Source organism: Paenibacillus sp. J31R34, assembly GCF_059383715.1.
The window spans coordinates 37797-62263 of the sequence record NZ_JBXENU010000007.1; the positions used below are offsets into that span (position 1 = coordinate 37797).

The following is a 24467-nucleotide window of genomic DNA, read 5'->3' on the forward strand; positions in this document are numbered from 1 at the left end:
AAGTATATTACAACAATGCCACGCAAGTAAAAGATTATTTTTAAAAAATAAAGAAATTTTACGAATTATAGCATTCATTATTCACTTACAAAAAGAAAAGACACCACTTCTTCCCCAATTAACGGGAGAAATGGTGTCTTTAATTCCTAAATCATTCGATTATAGCAACGATTTACTACTGTCTTTCAACGGTAAAGCCATCTTTCTCAAGCAGCGTCACGATACCGTCAGGACCCAACATATGCAATGCACCTACTACTACAAAATAAGTCGATTTATCAGTGCCGTTCAAAAATCCTTTTACTTGATCCGTCATGCCAACATTGCGGTCTTTAATCAAAGCATTGTAATATTCAGGCTCTTTTTCAACTTCTGCTGTCAATGCAACGAGTACATCGTCGCTGCCACTTACCCACATATCGGTTAAAGCATCGATGCCTGTAGGCTCCGAAGTTGCTGGCTGGCTTACTGCATCAAGAGTTTGAACCAATTGCTTCTCCTGCAATTCTTTTGAAAAACCTTCAAACATGGACAGTTGACCCTCTGCTGTCTCAAGAGAAATGACAGGAACATTCGCTTTATTCGCTTTTTCTGTGAAATAAAGATCTATGCCATTGCTAGTATTGTAACCAGTACCCTGCATACCCATCGCAGTAATGGTTTGTGTTACGATCCATGGCTTATAAGGATCAAAAGTATTTTCCGGCAATTTATTCGCTTTCAACAGAGCTGTAATTTTTGCATATGTCTCCGCCGAGATATGATCCTTGAGCGTCGTACCATCCGAGTAAGTACCCAGTTTGTTTGCATAAGCCTGCAAGGCTGCAGGATCAAGCTTTGTCAAGTCAACCTCTACCGCCAGATGCTGTGCTGTTTTGAATGCCTCTTCAATTTCCGGACGAAGCGGATACATGCTGTCTTTCGCCACATGAATCGAGCCAAGCAGGTAAACTGTATTTCCATTTTTTTCTACTTTCCATAGAAAGCCTTTGCTGCCTTCGGCATTAACCTTAACCGTAAAGGTAATCGTGCGAAGCGCTTTGCTCCAGTCTACTTGATAGCCAGTTGCCTCGCCAATGAAGCGAAGCGGAATGTACGTTACGTTTTTGATTGTTTTTGGAGCTACTTCAAGCTGTTTTTTCTCGCCGTTGACCGTAGCCGTTTTGTTGCCAATTTGCAGCGACAGATCTACGCCTTCTTTGGTAGCGGTTACCGTTTGCGTGCTTTTGTTCCACACGACCTTCGCATCAAGCTCTTCCAAAATCGGACGCATTGGCACGAGCGTGCTGCCCTTCTCAATAACAGGCTCAAAATTGTCAAACTTGACCTCGCTGCCATTAATAACGACGCTTATTGGCTTCTCAGCCGCATGTACAGGAGTGAACAGGGAAAAAGCTACAAATAATGACATGAGTAAAGCACTAATTTTTTTCATTTGGACTCCTTATAATTCAGTAGTAGTAGAGAAGAATGCTGCTTGCTCGTTTTAAAAACTCCCCCCTCCATATTCTGCAAACGAACTGCAGCAAAGCTGCCACGACCGTGCACTTTGCTGCATGGATATATGCAATCACTCTATCTCTCTTGGTAAGTTTACCCTCTTCACCCACAGGTTTCAATACCTGTCCACTCCTCTTGTTAATCAATTCCATATTTGAGCAAATGAAAGTACAAGATCTACTTAATCAAATAAAAAGCGAATGCTTACCGCATTTTAAGCGCCTTATCGGTTCGCGTATTGACGAATCCGTAAGGCGAAGCAGTAAAGCATTCGCTATTTAGATTATAAAAAGTAGTCGGATATAGCCTTTAGCCAGCTAACGTCAAAAATAGCTTATCTTTGATTGCCGCGACGTTTGCCGGTCGGGTTATTTTGCGCATCATGCTTGGGATTTTTATCGACAACCTGCTCGGCAAACTTCGGGTTCACGTCAAATTTTAGGCTTTTATCCTTGGGTGATTGACTCATCTTCTGCTCCCCCTCCCATTGTGGCCTCGTGAAGCGGCAGCCCCATCTGCTCAACATGGTGTTTCGTTGATTCTGTGCCATATTCATGCAGCAGCCGATAAATTTGAACGATTAACGAATCGTACCCGTAGTTCATTTCTTCATCACTGGCTGGGCTGAACGGCGTTTTGGCAAAATGGAACGTCTGCAATTCATCCATGCTCGAAAGCTCCTCAAACAGCTCCTGCAAGCGGATAAACTCCCGTTCGTTTGCCATAATCTCCAGCTCATAGGCTGCAGCGCCTTGATCCTCAAGAATTTGCCCTGCCTGGACGGATACATAATATTTTCGGCGGGTATGATCTAATTCATCGCCTTGTCTCATTTGCAAGCTGACACTCCCTTCCGAATTTATGCCTTAAACACAGCTGCTTGCCGCGCCGCCATCCCTAGCTTCCCCTGTTGGACAGACATTTTATGCCTTTTTTCAGCATATGACTATTATTATCGCGACTGGAGTCCTGCAAAGAGAGGGATGAGGGCAATGTGTGGAATAACCGGCTGGATTGATTGGACGCGCGATCTGACCCAAGACAGCAGCATTTTGGAAAAAATGACAAAAACACTTGAGCTTCGCGGCCCTGACGCCTCTGGCACATGGATATCAGCGCATTGTGCGCTTGGACACCGACGGCTCAGCGTTATCGATCCGGAAAATGGTGCCCAGCCGATGATTCGGCGCACCGAAGATGATGATTTATTTGTCATCGTCTATAATGGCGAGTTATACAACGCAGGAGAGCTGCGCAAGGAATTGGAGGCTGCTGGTAGCAAATTTACAACGACCTGCGATACGGAAGTGCTGCTCCAAGCTTTTATGGAATGGGGCAAAGCTTGCGTAGAACGCTTTAATGGCATCTTCGCCTTTGCGATATGGAATGTGGAGGAGCAGGAGCTTTTTTTGGCCCGTGACAGACTTGGCGTCAAACCCTTGTTCATCAGTCAGGCAAACGGACTATTTTTGTTCGGATCAGAACCAAAGGCGATTTTGGCCCATCCTGACGTGCTGCCGGAGGTTGGCGCAGAAGGGCTTGCCGAGCTGTTCATACTTGGCCCTGCGAGAACGCCCGGTCAAGGCGTCTATAAGCATATTACCGAGCTGCTGCCAGCAGAGTGCATGACGGTGTCTCAAGCGGGGATCCGACGAACAAAATATTGGAGCCTCGAAAGCTCGCCCCATACGGAAAATGTACAAGAAACGGCCGAGCATGTCCGCGACCTGCTTCGTGATACAACCGAGCGCCAGCTCGTGTCGGATGTCCCGGTGTGCACCCTGCTGTCTGGCGGACTGGATTCCAGCGCCTTGACGACGCTTGCGGTGCAATATTATGAGCAGACCGGACAAGGAAACGTCCATACGTTTTCCGTTGATTATGCGGATAATGCCAAGCATTTTAAGGCTCATGCCTTTCAGCCGAACAGCGATGCCCCATGGATCGAGCGGATGACCACCTACCTTGATACCATCCATCACCCGGTGCAGTTTGATACGCCGGAGCTGGTAGCCGCTTTGCGCGATGCCACCTTCGCCCGTGACCTGCCAGGCATGGCGGACGTCGATGCTTCGCTGCTTTTGTTTTGCCGTGAAATCAAAAAAGAAGCGACCGTCGCCATTTCTGGTGAAGCGGCCGATGAAATTTTTGGCGGCTATCCATGGTTCCACCGCGAGGATGCGCTGAATGCGTCCACCTTTCCATGGTCGCTCGCCTCTGATATGCGCGCGAGTCTGCTCGCTCCGGATGTAGAAAAATGGATTAAGCCGCTTGATTATATCGGTGACCGCTATGCCCAAGCGGTTGCAGAAGTGCCGCATCTGGACGGCGAAAGCGCAGCTGTGCGAAAAATGAGGCAAATGTCATACCTCAACATTACCCGCTTCATGCCAACGCTGCTGGACCGGAAGGACCGTATGAGCATGGCTGCGGGACTTGAAGTGCGCGTCCCATTTTGCGACCACCGGCTCGTGCAGTATGTATGGAATATTCCATGGGATATAAAAACATCCGGTGACCGCGAAAAAGGCATTTTACGCAAGGCGCTCCGCGGCGTATTGCCAGACGACGTGCTGACACGCAAAAAAAGCCCCTATCCGAAGACGCATAATCCGAATTATTTGGCCGCTGTCAAAGGGCTGCTGCTTGACGTATTAAACGATTCCTCTTCCCCGCTGCTGCCGCTCATTGATGTTAAAAAAGTGCGCGAGCTCGCCGAGTCCGCTGACGCCAGCTCCAATATTCCCTGGTTCGGCCAATTAATGTCCGGCCCTCAGCTGTTCGCCTATTTGTATCAATTGAACCTTTGGCTGAAAGAGTATGGCATTCGCATTCAATAATGCCGCCGTTGTCGTATGGCTCGTTTATTGTATAATTAAAGCAGCGAATGTTACAAAAGGTGGAATAACAGTTGGCTGTATCGTTTCATTCGTGAATTCAAGCTGGGGGACTAATTCATGGGTGTATCGGCCGCAATGATCGTTAAAAACGGAGAAAGATCAATAGAACGTGCAATAAACAGCATTATGGACGCTGTAGATGAAATTATAATCGTTGATACGGGTTCGACAGACGAAACCCTTTCCATTCTCAATCGGCTGGCCGAGGAACATGAAAAGATGAAGCTGCATCATTTTACGTGGATAAATGATTTTTCGGCGGCCCGGAACTACTCGCTTTCTCTCGTCACGCATAAATGGGCATTTGTTGTAGATGATGATGATGTACTGCCGCCTGATCAAGTTCATAAACCAAGACAATATACTTCTGAAATGGATCAGCAGGGACGCGAGGTCGGCATGTACGTTCGTTATAATAATACCGTAGATGGTGTCATAAATACCGTTTATGAAAAAGCATATTTGCGACTATTTCCAAGCAGATTGCGCTATAAAGATATGATTCATGAAATTGTGGATATACAGGGTATGGAACTTCTGCAGTCCGATATTGATATTTTGCATGACGGGCACGATAACAATGTTGTAGACATGCGGCAAAAAGCCGTTCGCAATCTTACCTTGCTGCAGCAAAATTTAAAGGTAGATCAAGGAAATGCCCGCCTCTGGATGCAGCTTGGAAGGGAAATGAAATCGTTTGACCCAACCAAAGCTCTTCATTTTTTAAACCGCGCAGAGTCGCTTACAACAAATGAAGGCCTGCTAAAGTGGATACGTGAAAGCAAGCAGGGACTATAAAAAAGGAAGCGAACACGCCGCGCCGCGTATTCGCTTCCTTTTTAGTTATGAATAAACAGTTACGCTATTGTACCAGCTTCGGCAAAAGCTCCTTCAGCGCATTTCCGCGATGGCTGATCTGCTGCTTCTCTTCCTTGGACAGCTGCGCCATGCCGCGAGCAAGCGTCGGCAGCCAAAACAGCGGGTCATAGCCGAAGCCGCCAGCACCGCGCGGCTTATCCATAATAAAACCGTCAACCGTTCCTTCGGCTTCCATAAACTCGCCTGTCGCTGGATCATACAGCGATAGCACACATACAAATTGGGCACGGCTCAGCAGCCTTGTGCCATCCTCCAGCGCCTCAGCTGCTTCTGGCTGCGCCAAACGGTTCAGCTCAGCAAGCAGCTTTGCATTATTGGAGCTGTCCGTAGCCCCTTCGCCAGAATATCTGGCCGAATATACACCAGGAGCACCGGCAAGCGCCGCTACGCTCAAGCCGGAATCATCGGCGAGCACCGGCACCTGAAACGCATCGCCAGCCGCCTTCGCTTTAATTCGCGCATTTGCCGCGAAGGTATCGCCATCCTCCACAATATCCGCAAAATCCGGATATTCATTCAGGCTGACTACACGCTTGCCAAGCTTGGCGAAGGCATGGGCAAATTCCTTGACCTTGCCCTCATTTTTCGTAGCAATCAGAATGATCTCGCTGCTCAGCTCCATCATTTCTCTGCTCCTCCTCCGATAAGCCCCGCTGCTTCCCCAAGCACCTCGCGCTGCTTAGCAATCAGCTCAGCAATGCCGCCTTCTGCCAGCTCTAGAAGCTCACTCAGCTCCTTGCGTGAAAATGGTGCATCCTCCCCTGTACCTTGAAGCTCCACAAATTGGCCGCTTCCCGTCATCACGACGTTCATGTCCACCTTCGCCTTGGAGTCCTCGTCATAAGCAAGGTCAAGCATCGACTGATCCTGAATAACGCCAACGCTCACAGAAGCCAAATAATCCGTTATCGGATATTTCGTAAACGTTATGTTCGTGGATAATTTATTTACTGCCAAACAAAGCGCGAGAAAAGCGCCAGTGATCGAGGTCGTGCGCGTACCTCCATCTGCTTGAATAACGTCGCAATCCAGCGTAATCGTTCGTTCCCCCAGCGCCTGCAAATCCACGACAGATCGCAAAGCTCTGCCAATGAGACGTTGGATTTCCATTGTACGGCCTGTCAGCTTTCCTTTAGCCGATTCCCGATGATTGCGTGAATGGGTTGCTCTGGGCAGCATCGAATATTCCGCCGTAATCCAACCTTTTCCCTGATTTTTCATAAAAGGAGGCACACGCTCCTCCACACTTGCTGTACAAATAACTTTCGTTTCTCCGACCTCAATCAGGACGGAGCCTTCCGCATATTTATTTACGCCGGCCGTAATTGTAACCGGTCGCAGCTCATTTGTTTGACGTCCATCTGTTCTCATCGTCATGCAGCCCCCTAGCTATGTTTCAACACAATACTACCCATTTTACCAAAGTAAAACTAGAAAAGCATCCGAAACCGCAAAAAGAGGGCGCATATACGCCCTCTCCTTGCCGTGAAGCCATCACATCAGGCTCCATCCCATTGCCTATATTATACTTTTATGACTTCATTGCATTCACATGATGCGGTCTGCCGACTGGCTCGCTGTAAGAAGTATTTTGATCATCCACAACGTTCGCCTCGCCGTTCAACCGGATTTGAACTTTGGCTGCCCCTGTATTCTCCGTCACAGATAGTACAACAGCCTGCAGCATTTCAGCTGGGGCATTTTGGCCGCTCTCATATGCGGTATCTTGAAGATCCACCGTTACGGTATCATCCTTTTGCTCTATGCTTGTAACCTGAATGTCATTCGTCATCACACCATTCAACTGTTTGCGGTTAAGCGGACCGGCTATCAGCTCCTCCACCGCTGCTTTCACCGTCGATTCGGGCCTTGCAATCAGCCTTGTAACGGGTACATAATATTGCTCTTCGTTGGACGTTTGTGAGGAGAAATACAGCGTCACTGGTGTAGAATAGGCCGAGCTGACGCCATCCGCTGTTTCCAGATTAATGCCGACTGAGCGAGTAAGCGGACGGTCCAGCGGGAAACCATCAACCGGCATTTCGCTCAGCTTGCTTCCCTCGTACCAGAGCTCCACCTTTTCAATTCCTGTCATCGCCGTCAGCGTCCACGTGATCGCTTCAACGATCTCCCGCTCTTTCGTTGCCGTATAATCTGCAAAAGGAGCGGAAAACTCTACTGTCGCCAGCTTCAACTGCGGATCAACATGGTAGGACTTAATTTGAGTACCCTGTGGAATCACCGCCTGAAAATCTTCCGGCAACTGGCTCGCATAAGCGCCGCCATCGACCATCATTTCCAGCGCCTTCTGCCCGGCTGCTTCTTTGCCACCAAGCGTCGTAAGCAGCGAGATTGGTGCAAGATACCCGTTTTTGTCCTCCAAGTAGACGGTCAATTGCGTTTCTTCCCCTTGCGGCTTTACGCTGCTTGTCTGTCCTGTATTCGTACCGTCAATGACGTTGGTTGATTCCGTCTGAGGCGGGTCAATCTCCTTGCTTGTCTCCGTTGAAAAAAGCCCGCACCCTGCGGTCAGCAGAGGCACAACCATAACACCGCTTATCGCGGCAAGGCGAATCCATTTCGTTTGAACCATTTTATTTTTTCCTCCTCTAGTGATTTTTGCCGCATGCGGCTTTGTACAACTCTCATTTTGTAGTAATATGTATACGAGCCCTTCCCCGTTTTAGACCAGTTTTGTCCACAAAATTACATCCAATAAGGGGGACACCAAGATGACAACACCACAACCATACAGCTTGAACAGCCGCAAGGTTGCCGAGGCGACGGAGGAGTGGCTTGTTAAGCGCGGCATTACGAAGATCGCCGTGGCCCAGCTCGTGCATTTTTTGCAAAAGGATTATTTTCCTGAGCTAACGATCGATGAATGCATCGTAAATGTTGACGCCGTTCTATCCAAGCGCGAGGTACAAAATGCAGTGCTCACTGGCATCCAGCTCGATATGCTGGCCGAGGAAGGCAAGCTGCTGCCGCCGCTTCAGGAAATGATCAAAAACGATGAAGGACTGTACGGCTGCGATGAAATTCTCGCCCTGTCCATCGTCAATGTATATGGAAGTATCGGCTTCACAAACTTCGGCTATATTGACAAGCTGAAGCCCGGCATTTTGAAAAAGCTTAACGATAAATCGAGCGGTGACGTCCACACCTTCCTCGATGATATTATCGGTGCCATTGCAGCCTCAGCCGCAAGCCGCATTGCCCATCGTAAGCAAGCGGAGCGTGAAGGAGCAACTAATCCCCCGCTCGATTAAAGTCGGATATTTAACGAACAGGCGCCGCGTCTCACCCAAGACGCGGCGCCTGTTTTAATAACTAGCGACTAGCCCGTTAAAGGGCAGATGTACCCTTTAGAAACACCTCATGTCCCCCTTCTGCCTTCAACCACCCAGCATTCTCTTTTCAGCTTTACAAGCTTAGCCATGAAATAATGCCCGCTATATTTTTTGCTTTACGCTGTTATCCCCTTAGCTCAGAATCTGGGCTTGCCTATGCATATTAACTTTTCTGAGCTGAGGGGATAACCCCTCAAAGCAAATAAAAGAGCAACCATACAGGATGATTTCAAATCATGATTTTTGAAAATAAGGCAATAATCATTCCTACCGCAAGCTACACCTCGCGCCGCTAAACAGCAATTGATTGTAATCGCTTACACGGTCAAAAGGGAACCTTTCCGCCTCTTTTCAGCTGAAAACGAGATTTTACAAACAGCATGCTGGAGGACTATGATCATGCGGAGAGATTATGCAGCTTTTTTTTCCATGGTGAAATAACTTATAACAGGAGATAGTAGCAATAACGTGCTCTGCAAAAATGCTTTTTACTTTTACGACTAACAGCTGGCGGTGACCTAAAATGATGACTTTTTTAAAACGGCTTTTAATCGGACGGCCGCTCAAATCCAATGAATTGGGCGATCAGAAGCTGAATAAGCTGAAAGCGCTGGCTATCCTTTCGTCGGATGCTCTATCCTCCGTTGCCTATGGACCTGAACAAATTTTGATTGTGTTAATAACGGTAAGCGCTGCTGCGTTCTGGTATTCCATCCCCATTGCCGCATTCGTGCTCATTTTGCTGCTGGCGCTCATCCTGTCTTATCGGCAAATTATTTTTGCCTATCCGCAGGGCGGGGGCGCGTATATCGTTTCCAAAGAAAATCTCGGCATTTTCCCTGGATTAATTTCAGGCGGCTCCTTGCTAGTAGACTACATATTGACGGTAGCCGTAAGCGTCTCCGCTGGAACCGATGCGATCACATCGGCATTTCCCAGCCTCCATGAGCATAATGTGTTGATTGCTGTTATTTTCGTCATTTTAATTACGATATTGAATTTGCGGGGCGTAACCGAGTCGGCCTCCATTCTCGCTTATCCGGTGTATTTGTTCGTCCTTGCGCTGTTTATTTTAATTGGGGCAGGTATTTACAACATTGTAACCGGCCACGTGCCGCCTGAGCTGCATACGCCGATTGGCACGCCAGTTGCAGGCATTAGCTTGTTCCTGCTGCTGCGCGCCTTTGCTTCTGGCAGCTCCGCGCTCACAGGAGTAGAGGCCATTTCCAATGCGATACCAAACTTTCGCGACCCGGCTCCCCGCAATGCTGCAAAGACGCTGGCATCGATGGGCATATTGCTGGCTATTCTCTTCTCTGGCATTGTGTTTCTGGCCTATTTTTATGGCATTAAACCGGCGGCAGAAGTTACGGTTGTTTCGCAAATTGCTGAGCATACTTTTGGACGGCATTTTATGTATTTTTTCATTCAGGGCACAACGGCGCTGATTTTGATTTTGGCAGCCAACACTGGCTATTCGGCCTTCCCGCTGCTTGCGGTGAATTTGGCTAAAGACAAGTTTATTCCGCGTATGTTTACGGTCAGGGGCGATCGCCTTGGCTATTCCAACGGCATTATCAGCCTTGGCGTGCTGTCCATCCTATTAATTATTGCTTTTGGCGGTCAGACCGAGCATTTGATTCCGCTTTATGCAGTCGGTGTGTTCATTCCATTTACCCTGTCCCAGACGGGAATGATCGTAAAATGGGTACGCCAGAAGCCGAAGGGCTGGGTCGTGAAGCTGCTTATTAATTCGGCAGGAGCGCTCATTAGCCTAATCGTCACGATGATGTTCTTTTTGACCAAGTTCGCTCAGGTATGGCCTGTGCTCGTGTTTCTGCCGATTATTATTTATGTGTTTCACCGGATTAAAAAGCATTACAACGCTGTCGGCGAGCAACTGCGGCTCACAACCTGCGAGCCTGCCATGGCTATTGAAGGTAATGTATTGATATTGCCTGTGGCCGGCATGACGCATGTTGTTGATAATTCCATTGCCTATGCGAAGTCATTGTCAGTGAATCAAATTATCGCGGTGTATGTGCCGTTTGAGCGAGAGGAAGGCGAGGCGTTCGAGGAAAAATGGAAGGAGTGGCAGCCGGACATACGGCTCGTTGTGCTGCATTCGCCTTATCGTTCTGTCATGCAGCCGCTGCTGAAATTTATTGATACGGTGGAGCGCAAGGCAAGCCAATCGAGCTACCGCGTGACGGTTATTATTCCGCAATTTATCCCGAAACGCGGCTGGCATAATATTTTACACAACCAAACGAGCTTTATGATTCGCGCCCTGCTGCTGCACCGCAAAAACGTCGTCGTAACGACCGTTCCCTATCATTTAAAAAAATAAATAACGCCCGCACGCTCCGTTCGCGATATCTTGCCTGACAGCTCCAGCTCATACAAATGGGCAAGCGTCTCGGCCATTGCAAAACGGTGCTGATGCGGGCTTTGTTGTACCCGTGCACCGAAAGATCGTTCACACACCTCAAAGCCTGTGAGCGGCTCCTGCAGCATCATTCGCATTTGCTCCAGCCGTTGCACATGATGCTGCTTGATTTCGGCGATCCGGCTGGCAAACGTAGTAAATGAATCATAATGACCTGGAAAAGCGCGCTTCACCTCGAATTCGCTTAAGCGATCCAGACTTGCCAGAAAATCGCCAAGCGGATTTATCTCCTCACCTGGCATGATGCTAATATTGGGGGTAATGCGCGGCAGCACCTGATCGCCGCATATCATCCATTGTTTATTTGCTTCATAAAAGCAGAGCTGGCCATAGGCATGCCCTGGCGCATCTAGCAGCTCCCACTGCGAACCGCCAAGCTCAAGCATCTCTCCAGCTTCAATATAAATGATTTGCTCTTGCTGCGGCTGCGGCGAAACTTTTTCATGAAAGCTGCTAAAGTTGCTGCTAATTTCATCTATATCGTGCTGCGGCATGCCATGCAGCGCAAATAAATCAGCAAACTCCTCTGTCATCGTGCTGCCCTCTCCCCATAACCGTTTGGCATAGTTATGGGCGCGCCTTGACATCAATACTGGCGCGCCGCTTATCTCGGCAAAATAGCCCGCCAAGCCGTAATGATCGGGATGCTGATGCGTGAGGACGATGCGCGAAATTTGCTCTGGCGCAAACGAATGGTCCGCAAACACCTCTCCCCAGGCCGCAAGCGTCTCCTCCGTTCGAAGACCAGGATCGATAAGCGTATAACCCCCCGCAGGCTCAGTAAATACGTAGCTGTTTACCGTTTTTAGTGCAAAGGGCAGCGGAAGCTTTACTTGCAGCAGTCCATGCTCCCATTGCACCGCTTGAGCCGCCATTACGCAAGAGCCCTTCCGAGCATAATGAGGCGCGGCGAATTCAGCTCATCAAAGGCTGAGCCATCGACATTGCCGAATGTTTTCTCCAGCACAAGGCCTGCCTCGGCGAAAGCCCGCTCAAACCACGTGAGCGAATATAAGCGAACCTGCTCATCATAATGGCGATTATCCGCCTCATTGCTGCTTACGGCAATTTCGATATGCTTTTTAACCCAACCATCCTCAATTTTACGCTGCTCGCGAATGACCCAGCCTGTTTCTGCATCTTTGCGCTCCGATGCCGGAACGAGATTACGCTCGACATAAGCCGGATTCAGAAAATCAATTAGAAATGGCGCGTTTGGCTTCAGCATGCGGCGAATTTCCCGCAGTACCTGTACGTTCTCTTTTTCATCTGCAAAATAGCCAAACGACGTAAATAAATTAACCGTCCCCTCAAACGTCCCCGATTCGAAAGGGAGCTGGCGCATGTCGCCCTGCACCCAGGTTACGCGCTGCAACGCATCCTGCTTCCTTGCTTCGCTAAGCAGCGGCTCTGACAAATCCATCCCTGTGACCTCGTAGCCGCAATCCGCCAGTGCCAAAGCATGACGACCCATGCCGCAGCCAATATCCAGCACCTTTGCTGTAGCTGGCAACTGGAGCCACTGCGCCATCAGTTGTACTTCCTTGTAGGCATTATCCCAATCCCGATGCTTATAAACAACCATATAATCGTTTCCGAAACTCTGCTCAAACCAGTTGGACATATGTATTCTCCTCTACCCTAGCAATTCACTTCTCATCCCTTCATTGTACTGCACTTTATGCTGCTTAGGCAAAAGAATACCCTGTAATGTTTCACTCCAATGGGTATAATTACTGGTCGCCTGGCGCACCTTAAGCCCGTGAGCGACAAGCTGGAAGGAGGGAAGCCCTGTGATCGAACACATTCGCCTGCTGTTTGCCCAATCGGTTGACTTGAAGGTGCAACAACTCAAAAATGATGAATTGAGTATTGAAATTGCCTATATTTCCTCTCTATGCGACGAGCAAATGATCAGCAATTATGTGATCGTTCCTTTTATGAAGGAAGAGGTGCCTTACGATAAGCAGCTGCGTACAATTAGCGATTATCTAGTCGTTGACGATCCAGCTACATGGACCGATTTGCTGCTTAAGGGCAATATCTTAATCGAAGCGCAAGGTATTGTTTACTCGCTTTACACAGCGAAAATTATTAGTAATGAAAGTACCCAAACCCAAGTAGAAAGCGCGATTCAAGGGCCTCAACTAGCATTGAACGAAGATTTGAAAAAGTCGCTCAACCTCATCCGCAGCATGTACCACTCCCCTGAGCTGTGTGTCGAGGAGCACACCGTAGGCTCGCTGTCGAAGACGGAAATTATTGTGCTGTTTGACCAGCGCCGCGTCGATCCGACTGTATTGAATCAGTTAAGGCAAAGACTGACGAAAGCGCAAACCGAAATGCTGCAGGCAGCAGGCGAGCTAGAAACTATTTTAACTGGAAAGCAGTGGCATTTGTTCCCTACCGTCCTGATTACTGAGCGCCCAGACCGCATTACGACCGCCATCTCCAATGGTAAAATCGCCATTCTCATAAAAGGAAATATGTTCGCTTTAGTGCTTCCTGTCACCTTTTTCGATTTTATGCATGCTGTCGAGGATAACTATGAAGCCTTTTGGATGACCCGTACGCTCATTTTACTGCGGTATGTTGCGGTTGTACTGACTATAACGCTGCCAGCTCTCTATGTATCCATTATTTCTTACAATCCAGAGCTGTTCCGGGTACAACTGGCGCTCTCCATCGCTGGAAGCCGTTCGGCCGTTCCCTATCCGTCCTTCATCGAGGTAATGGTCATGCTATTTATGATCGAAGCGCTAATAGAGGCTAGCATTAGGCTGCCCCGCTATATTGGCTCAACCGCTACGACCGTCGGCGGTCTTATTTTGGGACAAGCTGCCCAGCAAGCCGGTCTCGTCAGCAGCATTATGATTATCGTGACCTCCGTTGTCGCTATTTCCAACTTTGTCGTTCCCGTTAATTCCTTGTCATTTGCGATACGCTTTTTGAAATACCCGCTCATTGTGATGGCCATCTTTTTCGGTATTACCGGTGTTACGGTAGGTGCTTTCATGTATGTGGTGTATTTATGCAATTTGCGCAGCTTTGGCAAGCCTTATTTCCGCATGTTTGCAGGCACAAAACCGCAGTCGGGGGATATTGGGCAGGTGAAGGTGGAATGACGCGTTACTTCTTTTACAACTTTTTTCTGACCAGCTTTGTTAACTTGATGCTGTATGTACCGCATATTTTGATCGAACACCGCTACACCGGCGCCGTCTCTTCGATGCTGATTTCCGGAGCCATCGGAACTTTTCTGACCTATGCCTACACGGCTGCGCTATCGCATTTTCCCGGCATGGGGCTGCCTGAAATTTTACGCATCTATTGGCCGCGCTGGCTCGTCTCCCCCATTATGTTTTACGTAGCGATTATTTGCTTCATTTCGTCTACTATTGTCGTGGCCGCCTTTGCGGTCATGATTAACCGCTTCTTCAATCCGGAGCTGAATCCGCTGGCGATTTTATGCTTGCTCGTAATTGCCTGCGGCTATGCGGCTTCGCGTTCGACGTTATCCGTTCAGCATATTATTGAGGTTGGGCTGCTGCTCAATGCTCCGATAATTTTTTTCGTGCTGTTCAAAATGGTGAGAAACCCGCAGCTGAATTGGGATGCCATTCATACCGTTGCCAATTTTGTCATGGTGCGTCCGGAGCTTGGTTCTATAGCAGCCGGAGTATTTGTATTCACCGGATTTTTCAATCTGTCGATTTTCAACCGTCTGCTGCCGCCGAATTTCAGCTATACGTACCGCTGGCTCGTTCCGATTTTGGGCATGATTATATTGAGCATTTCCTTCTTCGTGCCTATTGGGTTCCATGGTACAGAAGCGGTAGGCGAATACCTCTATGTCTGGAGCATGACTGCCGACTCAATTACACTGCAATACGGCTTCATCGAACGCGTATTGTTTCTGTTTCTGATAGTCTATTTGAATCTATCGCTCATTTATACGATGAGCTGCTGGCATCAAGCGATGGAATTTATAAAAAGCTGCTTCCCCAAGCTGAAAATGGCGACCGACTTCGAGGAAACGCCATTTATCAACTATATCATTTGCGGCGTGTTTGCTATAGCTGCCGTATTTTATTTATTTTTCAGCGATGAACGTTTGGAGTTTATATTTACGCGCTATTGGCTAATCGCGATGCTGTTTTCTTATATAGCCATCGTTATTTCTGTGTTCATGCTTAGCCGAAAGGAGCGTAAATCCGCATGAACATGCGCTGGTTAAAGCTCACGCTGCTAGCTTTGTGCTTGCTATTAGTCTGTACAGCATCAAGCGGCTGCGGTTTTAAGGATATTGACAAACGTTATTTTATCGTGGCGATGGGTATCGATTACAGCGGCAAAAAACAAAATCCTTATCTCATTACACTGCGCCTCGCCATCGCCTCACCTAAAATCGAGCCTGGAGCTGGCAAAGCGCAAGTCGAAACCATTGAAGCTGCAAGCATAGCCGAAGGTGTGCGCATGCTGAAAGCCCATGTGGACAAGGAGTTGGACTTTGGCCATTGCAAAATTTTCCTCATTGGCGAGCGCGTGGCCAGGAAAGATTATTCCCCTGTGCTGGATTGGATGAAAAGACGGAGGGATATACAAAGCATTGCGAATTTGGCGATCGGCAAGCCGGATGCGCGGACGATTTTGCAAATAAATCCCCTGGCAGAGCGCTATCCGGGAAATGCGCTGTTTCTAAGCTTCGGAGCAGATGGAACGGATAATCCCTATACCTATGTAGAATCGCTTTCCGATCTGTCCAGACGGGTCATGGAACAAGGTCTCGATCCTATTATTCCGATTATTCGCAACGAGGGCAACAGCGGCTATATTATTAACCGTACTGCGCTGCTGGATAAAACGAAAATTAAGCTCGTCCTGAAGCCGGAAGAATCACAGCTCTTTAATCAGTTGGCCCAAAACTTCGAGAAATCCTCCATTCAGGGAAGCTTCTCGAGCAATCGGCTTGTGGGGGCTATCAGCAGAATTAAGAGCCGCTATTACTTCAGCGATAATAATGGCAAGCTTCAATTAAACATGGATGTTCGCATTAAAGCGCTTATGGAGGAAGCTCCTTCCAATCTATTTGAGCAAAGCTGGGGGCCCGTGGAGAAAAAACTAAGTGCAGATTACTCTAAATCGACGGAGCAGCTGCTGAAAAAAATACAACAGGCTGGCGTAGATCCCTTTGGCTTTGGCCTGCGCTACCGGGCAACCCATGCTGGCGAAGCAGCCTGGCAGCAATGGCAAAATATTTACCCGACGCTGCAATTCGCCGTCAATGCCCGAATCAAAATCGAAGGGACCGGCCTAGTAAGATAGGCTGCGGTCCTTTCGTTTGCTGTGTGGGCTATTTCATCATTAGTCGGCTTTCGAAGCTAGCCGATCTGTCTGGCGAAGCTGCTCAATCGTGCGGACGCCAATGCCGAACATCGCCGCCTTCAGCTCAAATTCAATTCGCTCAAACTGCTGGGTAAGCTGGCGAATCGACAGATCGGTTGTCCCATGCACCGCTTGCGGCAATAAGACACGCCCAAAGCCAGCGAGATTCGCCCCAAGCGCAATCGCTTTAGCTGCATCAACACCATGCCTTAAGCCGCCGCTCGCAATGACGTTCATATGCGGCAATGTACTGCGAATGGCGCTAACGCTTTCCGCAGTCGGAATGCCCCAATCCGCGAACGCCTCCGCAGCTTGCCGGCGCAGTCCATCACCCGCCCGGTATTTCTCGACCTGGCTCCAGGATGTGCCTCCCGCTCCTGCCGCATCTATAAAGGAAATGCCTGCATTCGCAAGCATTGCGGCAGTGCCAGCATCAATGCCCCAGCCTACTTCCTTCACGCCGACTGGCACAGGGAGCGCACGGCATACCTGCTCGATTCGCGCCAGCAAGCCGCGGAAGTCCGTATTGCCTTCCGGCTGAAAAACCTCCTGCATGCTGTTGACGTGAAGCACGAGGGCATTCGCCTCTGCAATGTCAACCGCACGCAGGCAATCATCCGTACCGAAGCCGTAATTTAGCTGTACGGCTCCCAAATTGGCAATGACCGGTACCGAGGGCGCCTCCATTCTGACATGGAAGGAGGACGCCAAGTCCTCGCGCTCAATAGCTGCCCGCATGGAGCCGAGTCCAATCGCCCAGCCTCGTGCCTCGGCAGCCTCCGCCAGCCGGCGGTTAATAGCCCCAGCCTCCGAGGTGCCTCCGGTCATGGAGCTGACGAGCAGCGGCGCTTTCATCGGCGACTTGAACCACTCCGTCTTAAGCTCAATTTCCTCAAATGACAGCTCAGGCAGCGCATTATGACGGAACCGCAACCGATCAAGCCCTGTATCGATATGCTGCCCGTTCACTTCCTCCTGCAAGCAAATGCGGATATGCTCATTTTTGCGCTTCGCGGTTTTCTCCGCTTCCTCCGCCTCCGTACGCTGCGTTATCGTCATTGCCCTTACCTCCTGCGAATATTCTATCCGTTCATCATAACATATGCTGTAAGTCCATGCTAAATTGATTGTAAAATTCATTAATATGAATTTTACAATCAAAATTATTGTTAAAAAGATAGTTTTGGTTTAAAATAAAATCATAACCTGAAGGAGGCGCTTCATGATGCAAATCATTCACTTTAACGACTGGGAGCTGCTTGACGCTTATGCGGCCCAAACCATTATTAATAAAATCCAGGAGAAGCCGGATGCAGTGCTAGGGCTCGCTACAGGCTCGACACCTCTCGGCATCTATGCCAAAATAATAGAAGCATATCGCAGCAAGGAGGTATCCTTTGCCAAGACGACTACCGTCAATTTGGACGAATATGTAGGCCTTCCTCCTGAGCATGAACAAAGCTATGCTTATTATATGAAGCAGCATTTATTTTCCCAGATTGATATTGCAGACGACCATTATCATTTGCCTAATGGGCTGGCTGAAAATTTGGAAGCCGAATGCGTCCGTTACGACCAGCTCCTGGAGCAAAATCCGATCGATATTCAGCTGCTTGGGCTCGGACATAACGGACATATTGGCTTTAATGAGCCTGATGCGTTGCTATCCGCAGGCACCCATGCCGTTCAATTGAAGGCGGAAACGCTGGAAGCGAATGCCCGTTTTTTTGAATCAGCCTCAGAAGTTCCGAAGATGGCGCTGACAATGGGTGTTGGCTCCATCCTGAAAGCACACACTATAATACTCGTGGTTCGCGGCGCAGATAAAGCGGAGATCGTGAAGCAAGCATTAACCGGCCCTATTACAACCAATGTACCGGCTTCGCTGCTCCAGACGCATCCCCGGGTTATCGTGCTTCTTGACCGCGAAGCCGGAAGGAAGCTGAAATAATATGTTCAACTCGCCCGCCTCATGGGTGATACATCACGTCCATATTGTCTTGGAAGACCGTATGATTACCGGCAGTGCCGTTATTAAAAATGGCCTCATTCACCGTCTGCTGGAAAATGATGCAGTTCTTAGCGCTGAGGATCTGGCGCTGCCAACTATAGATGGAGCCGGCGGTTATTTATTGCCGGGCTTTATCGACGTCCATGTGCATGGCGGCTTTGGCGCCGACTTTATGGATGCCAGCCGCAGCAGCTACGACACGATTACCCGTTTCCACGCCTCCCAAGGCACAACTGGCATGTTGGCGACTACCATGACAGCGTCTAAAGAAGCTATCGAAGCTGTTTTGCAAGCAGCAGCGGATTACAGAAGCGGCGACATGCCCTATGCTGCGCTGCTTGGCGTCCATTTGGAAGGGCCTTTTCTGAATGAAAAATGGATCGGTGCGCAAAATCCCGCTTACCTCTCGCCTCCTCGGCTTGACTGGCTGGAAGCATGGACTGCAGCGTTTCCCGATTTAATTCAAATTTTGACGCTTGCCCCTGAACGGGAAGGCTCTCTTCCCCTCATTGCCTGGCTTGCTGAAAATAACATCGTTGCCGCTTGCGGCCACACAGATGCTACCTATGCGGATATGGAAGCCGCAGCAGACGCTGGGCTGTCCCACGCCGTCCATACGTATAATGCGATGCGTCCGCTGCATCACCGGGAACCGGGAACCGTCGGCGCTGTTCTCAGCGATCCACGGATTTATGCCGAGCTGATTGCCGACGGGCATCATGTCCATCCGGGAGCGATCCGGCTGCTTGCAGCTGCCAAACCGGCAGACAAGCTTATTCTCATTACCGATGCCATGTCGGCAGCGGGCATGCCCGACGGGAACTACTCGCTCGGCGGCTTGGCCGTCGAGATGAAGGATCAGGTTGCCCGCCTGCAGGGCAGCGGCAGTCTCGCAGGCAGCAGTCTGACGATGCTGCGCGCCTTCCGGTACATGCTGGCGAACACTGAGCTGTCCGCCTTTGAAGTCAGCCGCTGCGCGAGCGGCAATGCGGCTAAGCAGCTTGGCATCTATGAGCAGACGGGCTCCATCGCTTGCGGCAAGCAAGCAGATGTCATCCTGACGGATGCCGATTTCTCCGCTGTTAGCCGCACCTGGGTAGGCGGCAAGCTTGTGTTCCATGCTTCCGACAAATAAACCTTCTCCTCAATAGATGTAAGCCGCCCTTGCCTAACAGCAGGGGCGGCTTTATTCGTTTGAGATACACGGCTTAGGCTTCGGTTTAATACTGCTTATTTCTGCTGGTTTTAGTCAAATCCAGCTCGCCGCTAGCCTCATTCCCCCTTTTCGGATAAACTTGGAGAAGTCAGTCCGCTAAAAGAAAGGAGAAGCTATGCGTTTATTCCACTCATTCCAATCGATTCGTTCTTTATCTGCTCAAGCACTCAATTTTATAGGAGGCTTGTTTTTCATTGTCGTTTTCACTGCTTCCTTTATGAATACAACGCAGCTGCTCCAAAACCCCTTGCTCGCCGCTAGCGGCATTTTACTTACGTTCAGCCTTATACTTGCCGCCTCTTGGCTGCTTGGGCGCAGGCTATCGGCTAAAGGCTATTTGCTTGCACTAATGGCGGTCAGCCTGCTGAGCCGGCTTGGCTGGATGATTTGGATCGATACGCCTCCCGATTCCGATTTCCTGTTTATGTATAATGCTGCCCAGCTCGCAGCAGCAGGCGATTTTTCATTTAATCAGGATGAATATTTCCTTAGTTGGGTATACCAGTTTGGCTTTACGATGTATGAAGCGGGCATGATCAAGCTATTTGGCGGAGCAGCGCTGTTCATGCTTAAGCTAGTAAATGTACTATTCAGTACAGCAACCGTGCTGCTCGTTTATTACGCTGCGCTAGAGCTGTTTAACGAGCATACGGCGCGAATTGCAGGAATGCTTTATGCCTTATATATTCCTACTATCATCATGTGCTCGGTGCTGACGAATCAGCATTGGTCGACCTTTTTTTTCACACTCGGCTGCCTGCTTATTATAAATAAATGCTTCGAATCCAACTATGGCTGGCTGCTAATCGGGCTCGCCTTCGGACTAGGAAACATCATGAGGCCGCTCAGCCTCGTTTATATAGCTGGCTTTGTTGCCTTTCTACTGTTATTTCGCTTGTTTAAAGCTAACTCGGACGATTGCAGGTCTGCCAGGCTATCGATTGGCAAAGTCTCTACCGGAATGCTTGCCCGTGCCGCTGGGGTGCTTATTATATTTTATATGGTGCAATCTCTGGCCAGCTTTGCACTCGTGCAAAGCGGAGCCTCGCAATACCCCCTTTCTAACCGGGAGCCTTACTGGAAATTCGTCGTGGGGCTAAATGCGGAAACCGATGGCAGATGGTCGCTTGAGGATGGCAAATATGTGCTGCAATTTAAGCTTGGCGAGGAGCGCGATGCAGCAGAGCTGGCATTAATTAAGGAGCGTCTCGGTGATCCAGTCGCCGTCGCCTCCTTGTTCGCACGCAAGCTCACTGTTTTTTGGGGCGAAGAGGATTCAGCGGTCATGTGGAGCTTGAAGGATATGAACCGGATAGAGCTTGCTGCTACCCTTAAAATAGCGGAGCGTTTCCTCTTCACGGCTATGAGCGCAGCCGGGGTGTATTCGCTGTACAGCTTATGGCGCAGCCGATTTGCGCTGCAGCAGAACGCCAGCTATATGCTGTTTCTGATTTTACTGCTAGGCTATGCGTTCGTGCAGCTTTGGATTGAAATACAGGCAAGATATCGGCTTGATTTGCTCCCTTGCTTTATTTTATTACAGAGCTACGGTATGTATTTAATGCAATCGAAACTACCTGCGCGGCATAAAATAAAGCTCGGCTCCCTTGAATAAAGGCAGCCGAGCTTTAAATACCGAACAGGAGCATTGAAAATCGTCTTTGGACGTGGATTTCTCGGTCTAAAAACGATTTCCACTGCTTCTCATATAATAAGTGAATGATCATTTATATAGCGTCAAAAAACTTATCTTTTTATAGCGTCCCAGCTCATTTTAATCGCTATATCCAGCTTTTCAGGCGTAAACTCAAAATCACCTTTAAACTGCTCTTTAGCCAGTTCAGCTATCGGAAAAATAGAGTACGTAATAAGCATATCATTATCTACATCCTTCAACAGCTGCTGCTGCTTGCCACTCTCAAAAAACTCATATATAGGTAAATACAGCGCCGCGGTTTCTTCCAGGCACCAATTTTGCAGCAATGGAGAGTTCGAGATTTGTTCCATAAACAAAAAATAGGATTTGTGCTCCTGTATAAACTGGATAAAATTACGAATGTACAGATCAAAACGCTGCTGAATCGGTGCGGAATGGTCGACCCCATTAAACAGCTTATCGCTCATTATTTTCTTTGCTTTTAAATACGTCTTGCCGAGCATATCCTCCTTATTCTCAAAATAAATGTAAATCGTAGCCGCAGACACATTCGCCCGCTTGGCGATTTTAGAAATTGACGTTTCCGAAATGCCAATTTCATTAATCAACTGAATCGTAGCTTCAAAAATGTATTCGATTTTATTTTCATCTCTTAGTCTCATGCGTCAACAATAAACGATCGTTTATTTATTGTCAATACTAAACGAAAGCTAATCGTTACAATGCCGCCCTTACATGGGATAGGCTAATTCATGCAAAAGGAGGCAGCAGGAGCCACCTTTCCAGCTCCCGCTGCCTCCCCTGCTAACCATTCGTATCTGCTACATAGACGTCAATATTCAGCTGCTGTGCCGCTGACTTAAGCTCGCCTTCAATCGGCTGGTCTGTAATGAAAGCCTGCAGCGCTGCAAGCGGCGAAATCGAGAACAGTGACATTTTGCCAACCTTCGTCTGATCGAATACGGCATACGTCTGGGTGGAGCGTCTGATTAACGCTTTGGCAATTTGTGCTTCCTGTTCCGAATACGTAGTAATGCCCCCGCCTGCCGATACGCCATCGACGCCAATGAACATTTTGCCAATATTCAAATGCTCGACCATGCCTTCTCCCAGCGGCCCGCAAAGCTCAAAGCTGTTATGGCGCATAATGCCGCCCGTTACAACGACCTGGATTGGGCTTCCCGCCAGCTCCATCGCAATATTGACCGCATTTGTCACGACGGTTATACCGCTTCTGAGCTTAAGCTGCTTAGCGATCAAATAATTGGTCGTGCCGCCGGACAGGCCGATGACATCGCCCTCCTGAATAAGCGATACCGCCTTCGCGGCAATTCTTTCTTTTTCGAGGTACGAAATATCCTGCTTTTCCGAAAAACCCATATCACGAACGACGCTGAGCCCGTCATACATCGCCCCGCCAATCGTACGAATTATCGGATAGCTGGCCTCCATTTGCTCTAAGTCTCTTCTTGCGGTCGCTTCCGAACAATCGAATTGCTCCACAATCTCGGAAATCGTAACGCGCCCCTGCTGCTTAAGCAGCTGCAAAATCGCCTCGCGGCGGCGCTGTCCTTTAGACGACGGAACATTCGGTTCTGCCATAATTAACGCTCCACCCACGCTTTATCGCTCATTCGCTGCTCGACAACGCTCCATTCTGGAAGCGCCTCCCAATCTCCGCGCATCTGAACGACGAGTGAGCCATTGATGCTGGCAAGCTTTACAGCTTCAACAGGCGTCATTCCCTTCATAATGCCAGCTAAAAAGCCAGCGCAAAAACCATCGCCCGCTCCGACCGTATCGATTACCTTCTCCGCCTTATAGAAAGGAACAGCCGTCTCCTCGCTGCCCTCCAGCACAATTGTCGCATCATCTTTGCCTTTAATGATCGTCACCGCATCCAGCTCAAGCAGCTTTTGCTTCACCGCTTCATAGCTATCTGTGCTGTACAGCAGCATCAGCTCATCCCATCCCGGCAAAAAATAATCCGCATCCGCAGCGAATGGCAGCAGCACTTCCCGCGCTTCCTCGATCGACCAAAGCTTCAGCCGCAAATTGGGATCAAAGCTTACTTTGACACCCGCATCCTTGGCAATATCGATGGCTCTGCGTACGGTCCGGCGGCAGCTATCGCTAAGCGCCGCTGTAATTCCTGTTACATGCAGCAGCTTCGCTCCCTGAATATACGCCTCATCAAGATGCTCCGGCTCCATTCGGCTGGCAGCGGAATGCTTGCGGTAATAATGCACCGCCATACGGCCTGCTACCGTCTCGCGGAACATCATACCTGTAGGTGCTTCATCACTCAGCCTAACGCGGGTTACATCTACTCCTTCACCGCGAAGCGTTTTCAATATAATCCGGCCGAAAGGATCATTACCAAGTGCGCCGAACCAGCCTACCGAGCTGCCTAAGCGTGAAAGACCAATGGCGACATTGCTTTCTGCACCGCCGAAGCCCTGCTCTAGTGTAGTCGCCCTTTCAATCGCCTTATGCTCCTGCGGCATAAATAGCGCCATCGATTCTCCGAATGTAATGATGTCTGGTGATGCTTGTCCCACATTCTCCGCCCCCTGCAACGTTGATTTGAGCTTACTTTCCTTCCATAATCAAACAAACATTGTATTCACTTGCCGACTTTCTACACGGTAGCCATAATTGGATAACGCATAAAATAAATCACAACCACATACAGCACAAGCACGATAAGGCTCATGATGCGAGCTTTGCCGATATGTGCGGAAGCGCTTTGACCTTCACGAATAGAGGACACAATTCGCTTCAGCGGCTTTGTAATAATACCTCCGAGTGCAGCAATCCCCAAAAACAAAAGCGTTACAATAATCATCCAAATAACCGCATAATCGCCTTTCGACATCATATATCCGCCTGTCAGCAGCTGGACAATGAGAAAATATTGCGCGATCCGATTTGCCGAAAGCAGGCCCTCAGCAAGCCCTTCCTGTCCTACTCCAGCAAGCTTCGATGCGCGGCCAATCATAATCGGAAGCACGATATAAAAACCCATCCCCCCTGCACCCAATAAATGCAGCAAAACCATTACGTCATACATTCAGCGTTCCTCCTAAAAAATATTGCGGGGCAGCATGCGCTTGG

At 49.0% G+C, this 24467-nt stretch carries 23 protein-coding genes; 10 read left to right on the plus strand and 13 right to left on the minus strand.

Translation table 11 applies throughout. The features are described from left to right. Positions 1 to 175 precede the first annotated feature (175 nt). The 3 genes from AC50YG_RS19505 to AC50YG_RS19515 all read right to left on the minus strand — a co-directional run bounded on the left by AC50YG_RS19505 (position 176) and on the right by AC50YG_RS19515 (position 2333). The gene (locus tag AC50YG_RS19505) at positions 176 to 1435 is read right to left on the minus strand and encodes a TraB/GumN family protein (RefSeq protein WP_494828865.1); all 1260 of its coding nucleotides are present in this window, start codon (positions 1433 to 1435) and stop codon (positions 176 to 178) included. Positions 1436 to 1834: 399 nt separating this feature from the next. After that, entirely contained in the window at positions 1835 to 1969 is a 135-nt protein-coding gene (locus AC50YG_RS19510) for a hypothetical protein (protein WP_257790761.1), read from the minus strand. After that, positions 1947 to 2333 (minus strand): hypothetical protein, encoded by a 387-nt coding sequence (locus AC50YG_RS19515; protein ID WP_494829364.1) that lies wholly within the window; start codon positions 2331 to 2333, stop codon positions 1947 to 1949. Before AC50YG_RS19515 ends, AC50YG_RS19510 begins: the two co-directional genes overlap by 23 nt. A gap of 159 nt (positions 2334 to 2492) precedes the next feature. Here AC50YG_RS19515 and asnB point away from each other — a divergent pair, with 159 nt between their 5' ends. Next, positions 2493 to 4340, plus strand: coding sequence for an asparagine synthase (glutamine-hydrolyzing) (gene asnB, locus AC50YG_RS19520; protein ID WP_494828867.1), 1848 nt, complete (start codon positions 2493 to 2495; stop codon positions 4338 to 4340). A 117-nt stretch (positions 4341 to 4457) separates the two neighbouring features. Beyond that, positions 4458 to 5198 (plus strand): glycosyltransferase, encoded by a 741-nt coding sequence (locus AC50YG_RS19525; RefSeq protein WP_494828871.1) that lies wholly within the window; start codon positions 4458 to 4460, stop codon positions 5196 to 5198. A 64-nt stretch (positions 5199 to 5262) separates the two neighbouring features. Here the strand turns inward: AC50YG_RS19525 and rdgB are convergent, their stop codons facing one another. The 3 genes from rdgB to AC50YG_RS19540 form a co-directional block, all read right to left on the minus strand. Next, a complete protein-coding gene (gene rdgB, locus AC50YG_RS19530) occupies positions 5263 to 5901 on the minus strand; it encodes an RdgB/HAM1 family non-canonical purine NTP pyrophosphatase (RefSeq protein ID WP_494829366.1) in 639 nt (212 codons plus the stop codon). Next, on the minus strand, positions 5901 to 6650 hold the full coding sequence (gene rph / locus AC50YG_RS19535; protein ID WP_473761842.1) for a ribonuclease PH: 750 nt from the start codon (positions 6648 to 6650) through the stop codon (positions 5901 to 5903). The genes rdgB and rph overlap by 1 nt, the downstream gene beginning before the upstream one ends. Before the next feature lie 160 nt (positions 6651 to 6810). Beyond that, entirely contained in the window at positions 6811 to 7872 is a 1062-nt protein-coding gene (locus tag AC50YG_RS19540; protein ID WP_494828875.1) for a GerMN domain-containing protein, read from the minus strand. Between the two features lie 139 nt (positions 7873 to 8011). On the opposite strand from AC50YG_RS19540, the gene AC50YG_RS19545 reads away from it, so the two are divergent. Together AC50YG_RS19545 and AC50YG_RS19550 are read left to right on the plus strand one after the other, a co-directional pair. Next, a complete protein-coding gene (locus tag AC50YG_RS19545) occupies positions 8012 to 8551 on the plus strand; it encodes a phosphatidylglycerophosphatase A family protein (RefSeq protein WP_056039845.1) in 540 nt (179 codons plus the stop codon). A 604-nt stretch (positions 8552 to 9155) separates the two neighbouring features. After that, the gene (locus AC50YG_RS19550; protein WP_494828877.1) at positions 9156 to 10982 is read left to right on the plus strand and encodes an APC family permease; all 1827 of its coding nucleotides are present in this window, start codon (positions 9156 to 9158) and stop codon (positions 10980 to 10982) included. Here AC50YG_RS19550 and AC50YG_RS19555 read toward each other — a convergent pair. After that, positions 10967 to 11956 (minus strand): MBL fold metallo-hydrolase, encoded by a 990-nt coding sequence (locus AC50YG_RS19555; RefSeq protein WP_494828879.1) that lies wholly within the window; start codon positions 11954 to 11956, stop codon positions 10967 to 10969. The genes AC50YG_RS19550 and AC50YG_RS19555 overlap by 16 nt on opposite strands. Beyond that, positions 11956 to 12705 (minus strand): class I SAM-dependent methyltransferase, encoded by a 750-nt coding sequence (locus AC50YG_RS19560; RefSeq protein WP_494828881.1) that lies wholly within the window; start codon positions 12703 to 12705, stop codon positions 11956 to 11958. Before AC50YG_RS19560 ends, AC50YG_RS19555 begins: the two co-directional genes overlap by 1 nt. Positions 12706 to 12874: 169 nt before the next feature. Between AC50YG_RS19560 and AC50YG_RS19565 the strand changes: the two genes are divergently transcribed. Genes AC50YG_RS19565 through AC50YG_RS19575 form a run of 3 tightly spaced genes read left to right on the plus strand, consistent with a single transcriptional unit; the run spans position 12875 to position 16406 of the window. Continuing rightward, positions 12875 to 14206: a spore germination protein gene (locus AC50YG_RS19565; RefSeq protein WP_473761856.1), complete on the plus strand. Its 1332-nt coding sequence runs from the start codon at positions 12875 to 12877 to the stop codon at positions 14204 to 14206. Beyond that, entirely contained in the window at positions 14203 to 15303 is a 1101-nt protein-coding gene (locus AC50YG_RS19570; RefSeq protein WP_494828884.1) for a GerAB/ArcD/ProY family transporter, read from the plus strand. The genes AC50YG_RS19565 and AC50YG_RS19570 overlap by 4 nt, the downstream gene beginning before the upstream one ends. After that, entirely contained in the window at positions 15300 to 16406 is a 1107-nt protein-coding gene (locus AC50YG_RS19575; protein ID WP_494828889.1) for a Ger(x)C family spore germination protein, read from the plus strand. Before AC50YG_RS19570 ends, AC50YG_RS19575 begins: the two co-directional genes overlap by 4 nt. 39 nt (positions 16407 to 16445) lie before the next feature. On the opposite strand, the gene fni is transcribed toward AC50YG_RS19575, so the two are convergent. Further along, positions 16446 to 17525, minus strand: coding sequence for a type 2 isopentenyl-diphosphate Delta-isomerase (fni, locus tag AC50YG_RS19580; RefSeq protein WP_494828894.1), 1080 nt, complete (start codon positions 17523 to 17525; stop codon positions 16446 to 16448). 166 nt (positions 17526 to 17691) lie between these two features. Here fni and nagB point away from each other — a divergent pair, with 166 nt between their 5' ends. The 3 genes from nagB to AC50YG_RS19595 all read left to right on the plus strand — a co-directional run bounded on the left by nagB (position 17692) and on the right by AC50YG_RS19595 (position 21308). Next, entirely contained in the window at positions 17692 to 18417 is a 726-nt protein-coding gene (gene nagB, locus AC50YG_RS19585) for a glucosamine-6-phosphate deaminase (RefSeq protein ID WP_494829368.1), read from the plus strand. A gap of 1 nt (position 18418) precedes the next feature. After that, a complete protein-coding gene (gene nagA, locus AC50YG_RS19590) occupies positions 18419 to 19612 on the plus strand; it encodes an N-acetylglucosamine-6-phosphate deacetylase (protein ID WP_494828896.1) in 1194 nt (397 codons plus the stop codon). 196 nt (positions 19613 to 19808) lie between these two features. Then, entirely contained in the window at positions 19809 to 21308 is a 1500-nt protein-coding gene (locus AC50YG_RS19595) for a glycosyltransferase family 39 protein (RefSeq protein WP_494828898.1), read from the plus strand. A 131-nt stretch (positions 21309 to 21439) separates the two neighbouring features. Here the strand turns inward: AC50YG_RS19595 and AC50YG_RS19600 are convergent, their stop codons facing one another. The 4 genes from AC50YG_RS19600 to AC50YG_RS19615 all read right to left on the minus strand — a co-directional run bounded on the left by AC50YG_RS19600 (position 21440) and on the right by AC50YG_RS19615 (position 24423). Beyond that, positions 21440 to 22012 carry a TetR/AcrR family transcriptional regulator gene (locus tag AC50YG_RS19600; protein WP_494828900.1) on the minus strand — a complete coding sequence of 191 codons (573 nt, stop codon included), beginning with the start codon at positions 22010 to 22012 and terminating at the stop codon, positions 21440 to 21442. A gap of 142 nt (positions 22013 to 22154) precedes the next feature. Next, positions 22155 to 22952, minus strand: coding sequence for a DeoR/GlpR family DNA-binding transcription regulator (locus AC50YG_RS19605; RefSeq protein WP_341281702.1), 798 nt, complete (start codon positions 22950 to 22952; stop codon positions 22155 to 22157). 2 nt (positions 22953 to 22954) lie between these two features. Continuing rightward, on the minus strand, positions 22955 to 23911 hold the full coding sequence (locus tag AC50YG_RS19610) for a sugar kinase (RefSeq protein WP_341281701.1): 957 nt from the start codon (positions 23909 to 23911) through the stop codon (positions 22955 to 22957). Positions 23912 to 23991: 80 nt separating this feature from the next. Next, positions 23992 to 24423 (minus strand): hypothetical protein, encoded by a 432-nt coding sequence (locus tag AC50YG_RS19615; RefSeq protein ID WP_473761869.1) that lies wholly within the window; start codon positions 24421 to 24423, stop codon positions 23992 to 23994. Between the last annotated feature and the right edge of the window lie 44 nt (positions 24424 to 24467).

Excerpts from the sequence above, each read along its gene's own strand:
- AC50YG_RS19505 (WP_494828865.1), bottom strand. The coding sequence starts at position 1,435 with ATGAAAAAAATTAGTGCTTTACTCATGTCATTATTTGTAGCTTTTTCC.
- AC50YG_RS19510 (WP_257790761.1), bottom strand. The coding sequence starts at position 1,969 with ATGAGTCAATCACCCAAGGATAAAAGCCTAAAATTTGACGTGAACCCG.
- AC50YG_RS19515 (WP_494829364.1), bottom strand. The coding sequence starts at position 2,333 with ATGAGACAAGGCGATGAATTAGATCATACCCGCCGAAAATATTATGTA.
- asnB (WP_494828867.1), top strand. The coding sequence starts at position 2,493 with ATGTGTGGAATAACCGGCTGGATTGATTGGACGCGCGATCTGACCCAA.
- AC50YG_RS19525 (WP_494828871.1), top strand. The coding sequence starts at position 4,458 with ATGGGTGTATCGGCCGCAATGATCGTTAAAAACGGAGAAAGATCAATA.
- rdgB (WP_494829366.1), bottom strand. The coding sequence starts at position 5,901 with ATGGAGCTGAGCAGCGAGATCATTCTGATTGCTACGAAAAATGAGGGC.
- rph (WP_473761842.1), bottom strand. The coding sequence starts at position 6,650 with ATGAGAACAGATGGACGTCAAACAAATGAGCTGCGACCGGTTACAATT.
- AC50YG_RS19540 (WP_494828875.1), bottom strand. The coding sequence starts at position 7,872 with ATGGTTCAAACGAAATGGATTCGCCTTGCCGCGATAAGCGGTGTTATG.
- AC50YG_RS19545 (WP_056039845.1), top strand. The coding sequence starts at position 8,012 with ATGACAACACCACAACCATACAGCTTGAACAGCCGCAAGGTTGCCGAG.
- AC50YG_RS19550 (WP_494828877.1), top strand. The coding sequence starts at position 9,156 with ATGATGACTTTTTTAAAACGGCTTTTAATCGGACGGCCGCTCAAATCC.
- AC50YG_RS19555 (WP_494828879.1), bottom strand. The coding sequence starts at position 11,956 with ATGGCGGCTCAAGCGGTGCAATGGGAGCATGGACTGCTGCAAGTAAAG.
- AC50YG_RS19560 (WP_494828881.1), bottom strand. The coding sequence starts at position 12,705 with ATGTCCAACTGGTTTGAGCAGAGTTTCGGAAACGATTATATGGTTGTT.
- AC50YG_RS19570 (WP_494828884.1), top strand. The coding sequence starts at position 14,203 with ATGACGCGTTACTTCTTTTACAACTTTTTTCTGACCAGCTTTGTTAAC.
- AC50YG_RS19575 (WP_494828889.1), top strand. The coding sequence starts at position 15,300 with ATGAACATGCGCTGGTTAAAGCTCACGCTGCTAGCTTTGTGCTTGCTA.
- fni (WP_494828894.1), bottom strand. The coding sequence starts at position 17,525 with ATGACGATAACGCAGCGTACGGAGGCGGAGGAAGCGGAGAAAACCGCG.
- nagB (WP_494829368.1), top strand. The coding sequence starts at position 17,692 with ATGCAAATCATTCACTTTAACGACTGGGAGCTGCTTGACGCTTATGCG.
- nagA (WP_494828896.1), top strand. The coding sequence starts at position 18,419 with ATGTTCAACTCGCCCGCCTCATGGGTGATACATCACGTCCATATTGTC.
- AC50YG_RS19595 (WP_494828898.1), top strand. The coding sequence starts at position 19,809 with ATGCGTTTATTCCACTCATTCCAATCGATTCGTTCTTTATCTGCTCAA.
- AC50YG_RS19600 (WP_494828900.1), bottom strand. The coding sequence starts at position 22,012 with ATGAGACTAAGAGATGAAAATAAAATCGAATACATTTTTGAAGCTACG.
- AC50YG_RS19605 (WP_341281702.1), bottom strand. The coding sequence starts at position 22,952 with ATGGCAGAACCGAATGTTCCGTCGTCTAAAGGACAGCGCCGCCGCGAG.
- AC50YG_RS19615 (WP_473761869.1), bottom strand. The coding sequence starts at position 24,423 with ATGTATGACGTAATGGTTTTGCTGCATTTATTGGGTGCAGGGGGGATG.